Annotated in this window: 11 protein-coding genes and 4 tRNA genes; 6 read left to right on the top strand and 9 right to left on the bottom strand. The window is 61.4% G+C overall.

The features are described from left to right. Positions 1 to 23 precede the first annotated feature (23 nt). Positions 24 to 728: an SMI1/KNR4 family protein gene (locus ACP7DE_RS11630; RefSeq protein ID WP_426072256.1), complete on the bottom strand. Its 705-nt coding sequence runs from the start codon at positions 726 to 728 to the stop codon at positions 24 to 26. A gap of 148 nt (positions 729 to 876) precedes the next feature. Between ACP7DE_RS11630 and ACP7DE_RS11625 the strand changes: the two genes are divergently transcribed. Together ACP7DE_RS11625 and ACP7DE_RS11620 are read left to right on the top strand one after the other, a co-directional pair. Continuing rightward, positions 877 to 2,094 (top strand): MFS transporter, encoded by a 1,218-nt coding sequence (locus ACP7DE_RS11625; protein WP_426072255.1) that lies wholly within the window; start codon positions 877 to 879, stop codon positions 2,092 to 2,094. Beyond that, positions 2,091 to 2,720 carry a helix-turn-helix transcriptional regulator gene (locus tag ACP7DE_RS11620; protein WP_426072254.1) on the top strand — a complete coding sequence of 210 codons (630 nt, stop codon included), beginning with the start codon at positions 2,091 to 2,093 and terminating at the stop codon, positions 2,718 to 2,720. The genes ACP7DE_RS11625 and ACP7DE_RS11620 overlap by 4 nt, the downstream gene beginning before the upstream one ends. Before the next feature lie 63 nt (positions 2,721 to 2,783). Here the strand turns inward: ACP7DE_RS11620 and phaP are convergent, their stop codons facing one another. The 4 genes from phaP to ACP7DE_RS11600 form a co-directional block, all read right to left on the bottom strand. Continuing rightward, positions 2,784 to 3,395: a TIGR01841 family phasin gene (gene phaP / locus ACP7DE_RS11615; RefSeq protein ID WP_426072253.1), complete on the bottom strand. Its 612-nt coding sequence runs from the start codon at positions 3,393 to 3,395 to the stop codon at positions 2,784 to 2,786. Positions 3,396 to 3,510: 115 nt separating this feature from the next. Then, positions 3,511 to 3,705: a hypothetical protein gene (locus ACP7DE_RS11610; RefSeq protein WP_426072252.1), complete on the bottom strand. Its 195-nt coding sequence runs from the start codon at positions 3,703 to 3,705 to the stop codon at positions 3,511 to 3,513. Between the two features lie 47 nt (positions 3,706 to 3,752). Then, positions 3,753 to 6,005, bottom strand: coding sequence for an ATP-binding protein (locus ACP7DE_RS11605; protein WP_426072251.1), 2,253 nt, complete (start codon positions 6,003 to 6,005; stop codon positions 3,753 to 3,755). 115 nt (positions 6,006 to 6,120) lie between these two features. Next, entirely contained in the window at positions 6,121 to 6,543 is a 423-nt protein-coding gene (locus ACP7DE_RS11600; RefSeq protein WP_426072250.1) for a winged helix-turn-helix transcriptional regulator, read from the bottom strand. Between the two features lie 117 nt (positions 6,544 to 6,660). Here ACP7DE_RS11600 and ACP7DE_RS11595 point away from each other — a divergent pair, with 117 nt between their 5' ends. After that, positions 6,661 to 7,512 carry an SDR family oxidoreductase gene (locus tag ACP7DE_RS11595; protein ID WP_426072249.1) on the top strand — a complete coding sequence of 284 codons (852 nt, stop codon included), beginning with the start codon at positions 6,661 to 6,663 and terminating at the stop codon, positions 7,510 to 7,512. A 101-nt stretch (positions 7,513 to 7,613) separates the two neighbouring features. Here ACP7DE_RS11595 and ACP7DE_RS11590 read toward each other — a convergent pair. The 4 genes from ACP7DE_RS11590 to ACP7DE_RS11575 all read right to left on the bottom strand — a co-directional run bounded on the left by ACP7DE_RS11590 (position 7,614) and on the right by ACP7DE_RS11575 (position 8,418). Further along, positions 7,614 to 7,698, bottom strand: a tRNA-Leu gene (locus ACP7DE_RS11590). A gap of 76 nt (positions 7,699 to 7,774) precedes the next feature. After that, positions 7,775 to 7,859, bottom strand: a tRNA-Leu gene (locus ACP7DE_RS11585). A 71-nt stretch (positions 7,860 to 7,930) separates the two neighbouring features. Further along, a tRNA-Leu gene (locus ACP7DE_RS11580) sits at positions 7,931 to 8,015 on the bottom strand. Between the two features lie 318 nt (positions 8,016 to 8,333). Next, a tRNA-Leu gene (locus ACP7DE_RS11575) sits at positions 8,334 to 8,418 on the bottom strand. Positions 8,419 to 8,826: 408 nt separating this feature from the next. On the opposite strand from ACP7DE_RS11575, the gene rnr reads away from it, so the two are divergent. The 3 genes from rnr to cysE all read left to right on the top strand — a co-directional run bounded on the left by rnr (position 8,827) and on the right by cysE (position 13,026). Further along, complete coding sequence (gene rnr / locus ACP7DE_RS11570) at positions 8,827 to 11,385, top strand: ribonuclease R (protein WP_426072248.1); 2,559 nt, start codon at positions 8,827 to 8,829, stop codon at positions 11,383 to 11,385. Between the two features lie 15 nt (positions 11,386 to 11,400). Next, entirely contained in the window at positions 11,401 to 12,144 is a 744-nt protein-coding gene (rlmB, locus tag ACP7DE_RS11565; RefSeq protein WP_071078185.1) for a 23S rRNA (guanosine(2251)-2'-O)-methyltransferase RlmB, read from the top strand. Positions 12,145 to 12,276: 132 nt separating this feature from the next. Then, positions 12,277 to 13,026, top strand: coding sequence for a serine O-acetyltransferase (gene cysE, locus ACP7DE_RS11560; RefSeq protein WP_426072247.1), 750 nt, complete (start codon positions 12,277 to 12,279; stop codon positions 13,024 to 13,026). Positions 13,027 to 13,029 lie beyond the last annotated feature (3 nt).

The raw sequence follows: 13,029 nt of genomic DNA, 5'->3' as shown, positions 1-13,029 counted from the left end.
GCCGCTTGCCCAGCGATTTATGTTCAGCCAGCCGTGCTGTAGGTAAAACAGCTGTCGAACTTTTCGTAAGGAATGAATTCCTCGCGCAGGCTGGCCAGTTCGATATCGGTCAGCAAGCCTCGGTGCACCTCTTTTCTGCCTTTGGGCAGCACGACCTCGTAATCGACGATATCCCTGGCCAGCAGCGTTTGCAGGACCTGCGCCTGTTCCGGTGTCAGGTAGCGCGCATGCGTGCCCAGGGTTTTTGCCAGTTGATCCCTGAATTCTTCGTCGCTGATGTCGTTGTAGGTATCCTGGTCGGCCATGCTGTTCAACAACATGTGAAACATAAAATCTTGCAGGTTTTTCGCCAGGTACTGGGCTTCATTCTGGTCGTGCCACAGCAGCACGATGGGCAGCTCGCCATCCTGCGCGCTTGCAGCAAAAAAACAGTAGTGGTCGCCCGCGCCCGTTTGCGCGAACGGGATGAACTGGAAGGCGGGGTCGATGTGCCGATAGTCGTCCGCGTCCAGCAAGGTTTCCACAGCTTCGGCAACGGCCTTGATATTGAGCAATTCGAAATCGTCCGCATGCAGCAGCAAGGTGGGATGATCTTTTAATGTGGGAAGCACCAGCTTGTACCAGTCGGGACCGTATTCGCCTACGGCCAGCATGCCGTCGCGCTCCAGTTGCCGGTACAGAGTGGGATAGCTGAAGTCGTGTTGCTGTTCAATTTCTGACAGTGTCATGTTTGCCTTGTTAAACGTGATTCATGGGGTAATGATAGCCGAGGCGATGGCGTGCACGGCAGCAATGAACAACGCAATTAATAAACATTTTAGTTTACTAATGTGGCATGGTCACGTAGTCTTGCCAGACACTATCCATCGAGCCCGCATGAAAAACATTATTTTAATTTCCGCCGCCTGTCTGCTGGCGCTGCTGTCGACCATCGGCGCCTCGCTGCCATACCCGATCCTGCCGCCCCTGTTCGCCGCCGAGGCGCCGAATGCCTTCAATAATTTCCTGGGCTTGCCATCCAAATTGCTGTTCGGCCTGGCGCTGACCATCAATCCGCTGGGCTTGCTGATCGGCTCGGCCGTACTGGGGCCGCTGTCGGACCGCTATGGCCGCCGTCCCTTGCTGATGCGCACGGCCGTGGGCGCCGCCATCGGCCACGCCATCACGGCCTGGGCGCTGGTGATCCAATCCTACCCGCTATTCATCGTGGCCCGTTTCATCACCGGTTTGCTGGAGGGAAACGGCGCCGTGGCGCGCGCCATGCTGGCCGACCAGTTGACGGGACCGTTGCGCCTGCGCGCCATGTCGTGGCTGAATGGCGCGTTTTACCTGGGCTGGCTGGTGGGCCCCATCTTGGCGGGCGCCACTCTGCATTGGGGTGTGACGGTGCCGTTCTGGATCGCCGCCGCCGCCCTGATGCTCGTCGCCGTGCTGGTGGCCGTCGGTTTGCCGCGCGAAACACCCTCGCTATTGACGACGTCGTGGTGGCAAGTGGCGCGCGACCGGCATTCGCTGAACCTGCTGCGCCATGAGGAGTTGCGCACCCTATTCATCGTGCAACTGGCGCTGACCTGTGGCGTGGCCAGTTTTTACGAGTTTTATCCGCTGTGGTTGGTCGAGACGGCCAGTTACCGTGCGCAGGAAATTGCCTGGGTGAATGTGGGACTGTGCGGCACGATGACGGTCACGTCCCTGCTGGCGGGTGGGCCCAGCCGGCATGCGCCGCTGTTGCGGGCCAGCTGGTATGCCCGTGGCGTGGCGCTGGCGGTGGGGATCTTGGCGATGGGCAATATCTGGGTGGGCATCGCCGCCATCGTGCTGTTCGGCATTCCGAATGCGCTGTACAACACGGTGATCCAGGGCTGGTGCGCCGAGCGTTTCAGCGTGCACGGGCAGGGCGCCGTGATGGGCTTGCTGGCCACCACCTTTTGCATCGCCAACATCGTCGTGGCTCTGAGCGGTTCCGTGCTGACTCTGATCGACACGCGGCTGATCCTCGTTGCGGGCGCTGTGTCCGCCGCCTGGGCTGCCTGGCGCATGGCGGCCTGGCGCCGCCAGCTGGACGGCACCGGTGACGCGAAGGTCGTGGCATGAATGCCAGCACGTCGGAGCAAACCCTGTTCCTGTTGAAGATGCGCGGGCCGCAGACGGCGCAGCAGTTGGCGGCCTTGCTCGAGATCACCTCCATGGGCGCGCGGCGCCAGCTCGAGGCGGCGCAAGACAAGGGTCTGGTGGCGCACGAGGACGTGGCCGACAAGGTGGGGCGTCCGTCGCGGCGCTGGGCGCTGACGCGCGAAGGCCATGCGCGCTATCCCGACCGCCATGCCGACCTGACGCTGGAATTGATTACGCAAGTGAAAGCCCTGTTCGGCGACGAAGGGCTGGATAAATTGATCGGCGCGCGCGAACGCAGCAGCGAGCTGGCCTACGGCAGGCTGGTCGACTTGCGGCTTGCGCTGGTGCAAAGAGTGGACAGTCTGGCGCGGGCGCGCGATGGCGAGGGCTACATGGCCCATGCCGAGCCGCAGGATGATGGCAGTGTCTTGCTCGTGGAAAACCATTGCCCGATTTGCGCGGCCGCTACGGCGTGTCAGAATTTCTGCCGCTCGGAGCTGGCCATTTTTCAGCGGGTATTGGGGGACGATTGCACGGTGGAACGCAGCGAATATCTGCTGGAGGGGGGGAGGCGTTGCGTGTACCGGATCATGCCGGTGAGGTGAGCCCGGCAAAAAGCCGGGGTCTACCCTGCTGGGTACGACCCCGGTATCTGCTCTTGGGGCTTGTTACTTTTTAGCCGCCTTCGGCTTGGCAGCCGGCGCCGCCTTTTCAGCCGCAGCTTGTACACCTGCTGTGGCCTGTTCCGTTGCCTGCGCGACTTGCGCGCTGGCCTTGGCAATTTGATCTTCCACGGTTTTCACGGCTTGCCTGGTGGCCTTGGTCACTTGTTCGTAACCGAGGAAGGCGTTGTCGATGGCGGCCTTGACGATGGCCACGGCGTTTTCCGAGCCTGGCGGCACGTTCTTCGTGACGTCGTAGATCAGGGCGCTCAAATTGCTTTTCGCTTCGGCCACGTGGGCTTCGGCGGCCGTGGTGAATTCCGTGTGGATTTCCTTGATGATGTCGTCGAGTTGCTGTTTATACGCTTTTGCACCGGCCACGCCCGGTTGCAGCTGGGCGGCGGCGGCGGCCATGGCGGCCTTCGGATCCTTGGCCTGGCTGATTTCCTTGCCGGCGGCAAGGCCATCCTCGATGCCGGACTTGGCGGTGGCCATGTTGAGTGCCAGTACCTGTTCCACGCCTTGCACGGCCTTGGAGGTGAGGGTGTTGAAGGTCATCAGCTGGAATTCAAACAGGGCCTTGGTGGCCGATGCGAATTGTTCGGGATTCGTAAACATGTGGTCTCCTCGGTTTGAATAGATACGTTCTTATCGTTCCATACTCTTTCGACGCCGCAATGCCATCGCTTGCTTTTAAATAATCAAGCCGGTGCCCCGTGTGGTCATGACCCCATTATTTAACAAGCGCCGGTTTTTCGCAACGGCTATCTTTGTACGGTCCCGAGGCCAGCTCCCAGCCAAATCCCAGAGTGGACTGGGCGCATGACAGGGTGCCGTCGATCTTGCTGCGCCACTGGTACCAGGGCGCCGGTCCGGCCGTTGCGCAGGCACAGGCGGCCAGCAGGGTCGTGGCGATCAGGTATTTCATAGGTGCTCCGAAAGAAAAGCCTGCGGGTATTGTAGCGCGCTTGCCGTTCAGGGAGCGGGTGATTGCGGCGCCGCAGTGGGCAGCTGCAGGGTGAAGGTGGTGCCGCTGCCGGCGCCGGTGCTGCTGGTGGCATCGATATGGCCGCCCAGCACGCCCGTGACGATGTTGTGTGCCACGTGCAGGCCCAGGCCCGAGCCGCCCGAACCGAGCTTGGTCGTGAAGAAGGGGTCGTAGACATGCGCCAGGTCGTCGGCGGCAATGCCCACGCCGGTATCGCTGATGGACAGGGTGATCGTCTGCCCATCGTCGCTGCCGCGCGCGGTGATGGCGATATTGCCGCCGCTGCGGCCCTCGAAGGCATGGCGCAGGCAGTTTTCCAGCAGATTGCTCAGCACCTGGCCCAGCGGACCCGGATAGCTGTCCATGGCCAGGCCGTCCGGCACGTCCTGCGTCAGGCTCAAGCCGGCGGCCTTGAGCGGCGTGCACATGGGCAGCATTAGTTCGGCGATGAACTGGCGCAGCAGGAAGTGGCGCCGCTGCGAACTGGCGCGGTCGACGGCGATCTGCTTGAAGCTGGAGACCAGGTCGGCGGCGCGCTGCAGGTTGCGCAGCATGATGGCGTCCGCTTCGCTGGCCTGGCTCAGGTAGGCGCCCAGTTCGGAGCGACGCAAGCCATCGAGGAAGCTGGCCTGGATTTCGCGCGTGCGTTCGGCCATGGTGGTGGCTACCACCAAGCCGTTGCCGATCGGCGTATTGAGTTCATGCGCGATGCCGGCCACCAGCGCGCCGAGCGCGGCCAGCTTGTCACGGCGCACCAGTTCTTCCTGCGTGATGGAGAGGTTTTCCAGCGCCGCGGCCAATTCGCGGTTCGCCTGTTCGGAGTGTTCCTTGGCCAGCGTCAGGGCGGCCGTGCGTTCGTCCACCAGCTCTTCCAGGTGGGCGCGGTGGCGCTGCAGCTCGCGTTCATGGCGCATGCGGCCGATAGCGATGCCGGCCAAGTCAGTGGCCGTGTCGATCAGCTCCAGGTCGCGCGCATCGGGCTTGCGCACTTCGCGGTAATACATGGCGAACGAACCGAGGACGGCGCCATCCTGGCTGAAGATGGGGCGTGACCAGCAGGCGCGCATGCCGAACGGTGCCGCCAGCTCGCGGTAGGGCGCCCACAGCGGGTCGCGCATGATGTCGCTGACCACCACTTGTTCGCGCAAGTACATGGCCGTGCCGCAGGAGCCCACGCCGGGGCCGATGGCCACGCCTTCGAGCAGGGCCATGTAGTCGGGCGGCAGGCTGGGGCCGGCCGCGCTGTGCATGTGGATACCGTCGTCGTCGAGCAGCATGATGGAGCAGACCACGCCGCGCGACTGGCCTTCGATCAGCAGCAGCAGCTGGTTCAGGGTGGGGGTCAGGGGCGCGCCCTTGGCGACCATTTCCAGCAGGGTGCTCTGGCCCGCGCGCATCGCTTCGGCGAGGTTGCGTTCGGTCAAGTCGATGATGCGTGCATGCACGAGCTGCCGGCCCGGCACGGATAAGCGCATCAAGCGGATTTCGCAGGCGATCGGGTGGCGGTCGCGGTGGCTGCAGTTGGCGCGGAAGACGACGATCTTGCCTTGCAAGGTATCGCGGATCTTTTCTTCCAGCAGTTGCGGCGAGGCGAGACCATTGTCCTGATGCTTGGGGAACAGCGGCTCCATGCCGCCTTGCAACAGCTCGGCCAGCGGCATGCCGAACAATCCTTCGGCCAGGTGGTTGGCGTCGATCAGCAGGCGGTTATCGATATCGAACAGCAGCACGGCGTCGGGCGAACCGGCCAGGATGGAGTGGTAATTGACTTCCAGCGTTTGCGGATGCTGGGGGCGCGGTGGCGTGGCCGGAGTGGCGAAGGGGCGGGCGGCGGGCGCCTCGGCCTTGTGCAGCGCCAGTTCCATGAGGATTTTTTCCGCCACGTCGCGCGCATTGAAGGGCATCTTGATGTAGTCGCTGGCGCCGGCGCCCACGCTGCGGCCCTGTTCTTCGGCGCTGGGGGTGGCCGACATCAGTAGCAGGGGCACGCCATGGCGTCCGCCCGCATTGCGCAGCCGCATGCAGGTGGCGCCGATATTCGTGCCGGCCAGGGCCGCGTCGAGCAGGATCAAGTCCGTGCCGCCGGCCGCCAGTTCCACGCCTTCGTCGATATCGCCCGCCAGTCCCGTGCCCAGGTTATGCCGGTCCAGCACATACAGCAATTCGCGCACATCGTTAGTCGAATTGCTCACCAGTAGTACTTTGGCCCGGTCGGCGATGGAAGAAATCAACTGATTCATGGTGTCGCGCCCTTACGCGTATCGTGAGGCTAGTATTACATCAAGGCAAGTAGGAGTAAACGATAATTCTTGATGACCAAAAGCAATGCGTTTGTGTGCCGTTTTACGCTGCGTTTTACGCGTTTTGCGCGTTCTGTGGCGCCAGTTCGGCGCGCGCCTGTTCGATGCGCGTGTAATTATCCTCGATCCAGTCGACCAGCACGGCCAGGCGTTCGGCCGCTTCGCGTCCCAGCGGCGTGAGGCTGTATTCCACCTTGGGCGGTATCACCAGATACGCCTGGCGCAGTACGAAACCGTCGCCCGCCAGCGCTTCCAGGGTTTGCGCCAGCATTTTTTCGCTGACCCCGCCCACTTCGCGGCGCAGTTCGCTGAAGCGCCGCGTGCCGCTCAGCAGTAGTACCAGTACCAGCACGGCCCAGCGGCTGGTCAGGTGGCTGAGCACGGCGCGCGACGGGCAGGCGGCCGCCAGCAGCTGCGCTCCCTGGTTTTGCTGGGCGAGGGCGGCGCGCAGGCTGGCGCCGGGAGTGTCTGTGGACATGATAGTAGGCCTTCAAGATTGGCGTGTGAATTCATACTTACCAAAAGGTACGTACTTACAATAAGTAAGTAATAGTCCTATTATAGAGTCTTACCACCCACCCTCCAAGGAAAAATCATGATCGTCATCACCGGCGCCACAGGCAATCTGGGCCAGCACGTCATTGCCAGCCTGCTCACATCCGTCCCCGCAGCCAGCATCATCGCCGCCGTGCGCAACCCGGCCAAGGCCGCCAACCTGGCTGCACTGGGCGTGCAAGTGCGCCAGGCCGATTACAACGATGGCGCCAGCCTCGATGCGGCTTTCAAAGGTGCAACGAAAATCTTGCTGATTTCGTCGAGCGAAGTGGGCCAGCGCGCGCAGCAGCACCAGAACGTCATCGATGCGGCCAAGCGCGCTGGCGTGGCTTTGCTGGCCTACACCAGTGTCTTGCGTGCCGACACGTCGCCGCTGGGCTTGGCTGCCGAGCACGTGATCACGGAAGCGGCCATCCGCGCGTCCAGCCTGCCGTACGCTTTCCTGCGCAACGGCTGGTACCTGGAAAACCACACGGAACACTTGGCGCCCGTGCTTGAGCATGGCGTGGTGCTGGGCGCGGCGCAAAACGGCCGCTTCTCGTCCGCCGCACGCGCCGATTACGCTGCCGCCGCTGCTGCCATCCTGACGGCCGAGCAGCCGCACGCCATCTATGAGTTGGCCGGCGACCAGGGCTTTACCTTGGCCGAGTACGCAGCCGAAGTAGGGCGCCAGTCGGGCAAGGCGATTGTGTATAAAGATTTGCCGCAGGCCGATTTCAAGGCGGCGCTGGTAGGCGTGGGCGTGCCGGACGGCTTTGCCGACTTGCTGGCCGATTCCGATGCGGGCGCGGCCAAGGGTGGCCTGGAAGACAATGGCAAGCAATTGAGCGCGCTGATAGGCTGTCCGACGACGAGCCTGTTTGACGCCGTCAAGGCGGCGCTGGCGAAATAAGCAGAGGGAGGGTGCCGCAGGTGTGGGAGGCCGCGCGGCATCCGGAAATGAAAAAAGCCGCAAACTCGTGAAAGTTTGCGGCTTTTTTGCGAATTAGGTAATGGTGCCCACGAAGGGACTCGAACCCCTACACCCGAAGGCACATGGACCTGAACCATGCGCGTCTACCAATTCCGCCACGTGGGCACTGATGCTGCTTGCTGCTTATTACTGCTGTCTCACTACTTTACTGCGGACTACAACGACAACAACTCGTTGCTGGTGGTGCCCACGAAGGGACTCGAACCCCTACACCCGAAGGCACATGGACCTGAACCATGCGCGTCTACCAATTCCGCCACGTGGGCATTGTGCTGCGAATTACTTTGTTGCCTTACTACTCTACTGCGGATCACAACAATCGATAACTTGTTGCTGGTGGTGCCCACGAAGGGACTCGAACCCCTACACCCGAAGGCACATGGACCTGAACCATGCGCGTCTACCAATTCCGCCACGTGGGCATTGTTACTGCTTGCTACTTCACACTGCGTGTTCTGCAGCGAGGACAAAATCATAAGGGCTGGCGCGCATTCGGTCAATCAACATTTTGCACTTTTCTTCAAGAAACATGTTTTTTCGCCTGAAAACGGCTGCTCCCTATGAAAAAAGGTTAAATCTGCCTCATTTTTCAGCGTTTTTGCGCAGGTTTCCGTCCTTGGGCGTGCCGTGCAGCCCAGCTGCCGCAGTGCTGCCGTCTTGCTGGGGGGGGGCTTTTCTCTGCGGAAATGAAAAAAGCCGCAAACTCGTGAAAGTTTGCGGCTTTTTTGCGAATTAGGTAATGGTGCCCACGAAGGGACTCGAACCCCTACACCCGAAGGCACATGGACCTGAACCATGCGCGTCTACCAATTCCGCCACGTGGGCACTGATGTTGCTGTGACTTAATACTTTACTGCTCGAGTACTTGTTGCAAAATAACTTAGCAACAATTCTGCTATTATAGCGACTTGAAGAGTTTTGCGCCAGATGAGCTTTCGCTCCATACTGCACATCAACCCTGTACCGCTTTCCTGTAACTGCATTCCCGTGAAGGTTTGTCGCTGCAAGAGGGCTAGATTATAGAGCAATATTTGCCGAAGTCAAATGTATTGCGCAGCTTTTCCTCTTTTTTTCATCGGCGGGGCACTTGTTCGGTTTTCGCTACGCTGTCCGTTAGGCAAACCAAGGCGTCCTCCGGTACACTACCGGGTATCACCGTGTCAATATTGACGGTGATGTCATCGGTCTTTGTATTCCGTTTGATCACTGTCAATAACAACTATAGAAATACTTTTGAGCCAAAATACCCACACCATCCCCAGCCGGGAGGACATTCTCGGCATATTCCGCAGCGTCAGCGCGCCTCTCGATCCGCAGTCTCTCGGGAAAACGCTGCAAGTGCATGCCGATTCCATGGATGTCCTGGTTCGTCGCCTGAAGGCGATGGAGCGCGACGGCCAGTTGAAGTCTGATGCCAGCGGTGTTTTCAGCCTGGCCGACCAGAGCGCGCTTGTCGCCGGTCGCGTCACCAGCCACCGCGATGGCTTCGGTTTCGTCATTCCTGACGATGCCAGCGCCGACCTGTTCCTGCCTGAGAAAGAAATGCAGAAAGTCCTGCATGGCGACAAGGTCATGGCCCGCATCGTCGGCACGGACCGCCGCGGCCGCCCGGAAGGCACAATCGTGGAAGTCACTTACCGCGCGAATAGCCACGTCATCGGCCGGCTGATCCAGGAAAACGGTACCTGGGTGGTGGCGCCGGAAGACCAGCGCATCGGCCAGGACATCCTGGTAACCGGTTCGGTGGGCAAGGCGAAGGCCGGTCAGATCGTCAGTGTCGAGCTGACCGAGCAACCGATGCGCTTCAAGCAGCCAGTCGGCAAGATCGTCGAAGTGCTCGGTGCGCTCGATGATCCCGGCATGGAAATTGAAATTGCCGTGCGCAAATTCAACGTGCCACACATCTTTTCCGCCGCCGCTCTCAAGCAAGCTGAAAAGCTGCCGTTCGAAGTGCGCGACGCCGACCTGAAAGACCGTGTCGACCTGCGCGATGTGCCGCTCGTCACCATCGACGGCGAAGATGCGCGCGATTTCGACGATGCCGTGTATTGCGAACCCGTCAAGATCGGCCGCGCCAACTGCTTCCGCCTGATCGTGGCGATTGCCGACGTCAGCCATTACGTGAAGCCGAATGACGCGCTCGATATCGATGCGCTCGAGCGCAGCACCTCCGTCTATTTTCCGCGCCGCGTGATCCCGATGCTGCCGGAAAAACTGTCGAATGGCCTGTGCTCGCTGAACCCGGCTGTCGACCGCTTGACCCTCGTGTGCGACGCCGTCGTCAGCGACAAGGGCGAGCTGAAGGCGTACCAGTTCTACCCGGCCGTGATTCACTCTGCCGCGCGCCTCACGTATGACGAAGTCGCTGCCGTGCTGGGCAACACCAAGGGACCCGAAGCGGCACGCCGCGCGGACATCCTGCCGCACCTGCAAAACCTGGAAGCCGTCTACCGCGCCTTGCTGAAAGCACGCACGGAACGGGGCGCCATCGATTTCGAGACGACGGAAACGTATATCGTCTGCAATAGCGCCGGCAAGATCGAAAAGATCATCCCCCGCACACGCAACGAAGCGCACAAGATCATCGAAGAGTGCATGCTGGCAGCCAACGTCTGCGCGGCCGATTTGTTGCTGCGCAACAAGCACCCGGGCACGTACCGCATCCACGCCAGCCCGACCAAAGAAAAGCTCACGCAAGTGCGCACCTTCCTCAAGCAGGTCGGCCTGAACCTGACGGGCGGCGACACGCCATCGGCATCGGATTACCAGACCTTGATGCAGCAGATCAAGCTGCGTCCCGACGCGGCCTTGCTGCAAACGATGCTGCTGCGTTCGATGCAGCAAGCCGTCTACAGCCCGGACAATATCGGTCACTTCGGCCTGGCCTACGAGGCCTATGCCCACTTCACCAGCCCGATCCGCCGCTATCCCGACCTGCTGACGCACCGCGCCATCAAGGCTATTTTGCAAGGCAAGAAATACGAGCCGAAGCTGTCCGATAAGGTCGTGTTGAACACCAACGTATCGAACGCCACGCGCAAGCAGCAGGCCAAGGACAAGGCCGACGGCAAGCCGAAGAAAACGGATCTCACCATTTGGGACGCGCTGGGCGTGCATTGCTCTGCCAACGAACGCCGCGCCGACGAGGCGTCGCGCGACGTGGAAGCGTGGCTCAAATGCTACTTCATGCAAGATAAGCTGGGCGAAGAATTCACCGGCACCATCACGGGCGTGACCACCTTCGGCGTGTTCGTGCAGCTCGATACCCTGTTTGTCGAAGGCCTGGTGCACGTCACCGAGCTGGGCACCGACTACTTCCAGTACGACGATGCGCGCCATGAATTGCGTGGCGAACGCACGGGCAAGCGCTATCAACTGACGGACCGTCTGACGGTGCAAGTGGCGCGTGTCGACCTGGAAACGCGCAAGATTGACCTGCGCCTGGTCACCGATGCGGAACTGGCGGGCGAAGAAGCGCCGGCCAAACAGTCGGGCGGCAAGCGCAAGGGCGAGAAGAAATCCATGGTCAAGCCAGGTCCCGCGACCGAGCAGCGCCACGAGATCAAGACCAGCGTTACAACTGGCGCCAAGGCCGGCGGTAAGCCCGGCAATGGTTCCGGCGGCCGATCCAACGGCGCCAAGCCTGCAGCCAAGGCGCAAGCCAACGCAGCCCCGAAGGAAGCCCCTAAGGCGGCAGCGCCGAAGCGCAGCAAGAAACCTGCCGCGGCACCTGCCGCAGCGGCACCACGTGCAGCAAAAACTGTATCAAAAACAAGCAAAAGCAAGCGATAAAAGAAGCGATAACACATGAAGAATAAAATGATTTTCGGCTTCCACGCCGTCACCTCGCGTCTGCGTCATGAAGCGTCGTCCGTGGAAGAAATTTTTGTCGATGCCAGCCGCGTCGACGGCCGCATGAAAGACATGATCGCCGCCGCCAAGGCTGCCAACGTGCGCGTCATGCCCGTCGACTCGTCGCGTCTGGACAAGATCGTCGGCACGCGTCGCCACCAGGGCGTGATCGCCTTTGCGTCGCAACTGTCGCTGGCGCGCAATCTCGATGAGTTGCTGGACGCCATCGATGGCCCGCCGCTGCTGTTGATACTCGACGGCATCACCGACCCGCACAACCTGGGCGCCTGCCTGCGCGTGGCCGACGGCGTCGGCGCACATGCCGTCATCGTGCCGAAGGACCGCGCCGTGGGTTTGAATACCACGGCCGCCAAGGTCGCCAGCGGCGCCGCCGAAACCGTTCCGTACATCACCGTGACGAATCTGGCGCGCACCATGCGCGAACTGAAAGAGCGCGGCATCTGGCTGATCGGCACCACCGACGATGGCGAAAAAGGTTTGTACGAAGCCGATTTCACGGGCCCGACGGCCCTGGTCATGGGTTCCGAGGGCGAAGGCATGCGCCGCCTGACGCGCGATACCTGCGACATCCTCGTCAGCATCCCGATGTTCGGCTCCGTCGAGAGTCTGAACGTGTCGGTCGCTTCCGGCGTGTGCTTGTATGAAGCGCGCCGCCAGCGCATTGCGCTGGAAGCATAAAAACGTCCTGACCGTTTTGTAGCGCTTCCAAAAGTCAGCCGCCGCCCTTGAGGCGGCGGTTGTTTATCTGCCTCTCCGGCAGCACGCCGCCGAATACGCTACCATTTGCGTTCCACCTTATCTGTTTTCATTATGTTCCACCACCTGCGCGAAGACATCAACAGCATCATCGAACGTGACCCCGCCGCCCGCAATGGCTGGGAGGTGCTGACCTGTTATCCGGGCTTGCACGCCATCGTCATGCACGGCTGGGCGCACTGGTGCTGGACGCGGCACATGAAGTGGGTGGGGCGCTTCATTTCCTACCTCGCCCGCATCATCACGGGCATCGAAATCCACCCGGGAGCCACCATTGGCCGGCGCGTCTTCATCGACCATGGCTTCGGCGTGGTGATCGGCGAGACGGCCGTTGTCGGCGATGACTGCACCATCTACCAGGGCGTGACCCTGGGCGGCACCTCGCTGCACAGCGGCAGCAAACGCCATCCAACCCTGGAACGCGGCGTTATTGTCGGCGCCGGCGCCCAGGTGCTGGGCAGCTTCACGGTGGGAGAGTATGCCAAGGTGGGCTCGAACGCCGTGCTGTTGAAGCCCGTGCCATCGGGCGCCACGGCTGTCGGCAACCCGGCGCACATCGTGCAAAAGGATGTCAACGCCTTGCGCGAGGGTAGCACGGCCCACCTGTTCGCCGCGTATGGCGTCACGCCCAACGGCGACGATCCGCTGTCGAAAGCCCTGCAAGGCTTGATCACGCATGCCGTGGCGCAGGAACAGCGCATCGAAACCATTCTCGCCACCCTGAAGGCGGCGGGCATATGCTGCCAGGCTGTGCCTGAGTGCGATAAATTTGATTCCGAGCAAATGAACAAGCTGGTTGATTAAGGA

It is taken from the genome of Janthinobacterium sp. DSP2-3-3 (genome assembly GCF_049897325.1).
GTDB lineage: Bacteria > Pseudomonadota > Gammaproteobacteria > Burkholderiales > Burkholderiaceae_D > Janthinobacterium.
Note: the sequence above shows the minus strand (reverse complement) of the source record. Positions and strands in the feature narration are given on the sequence as shown.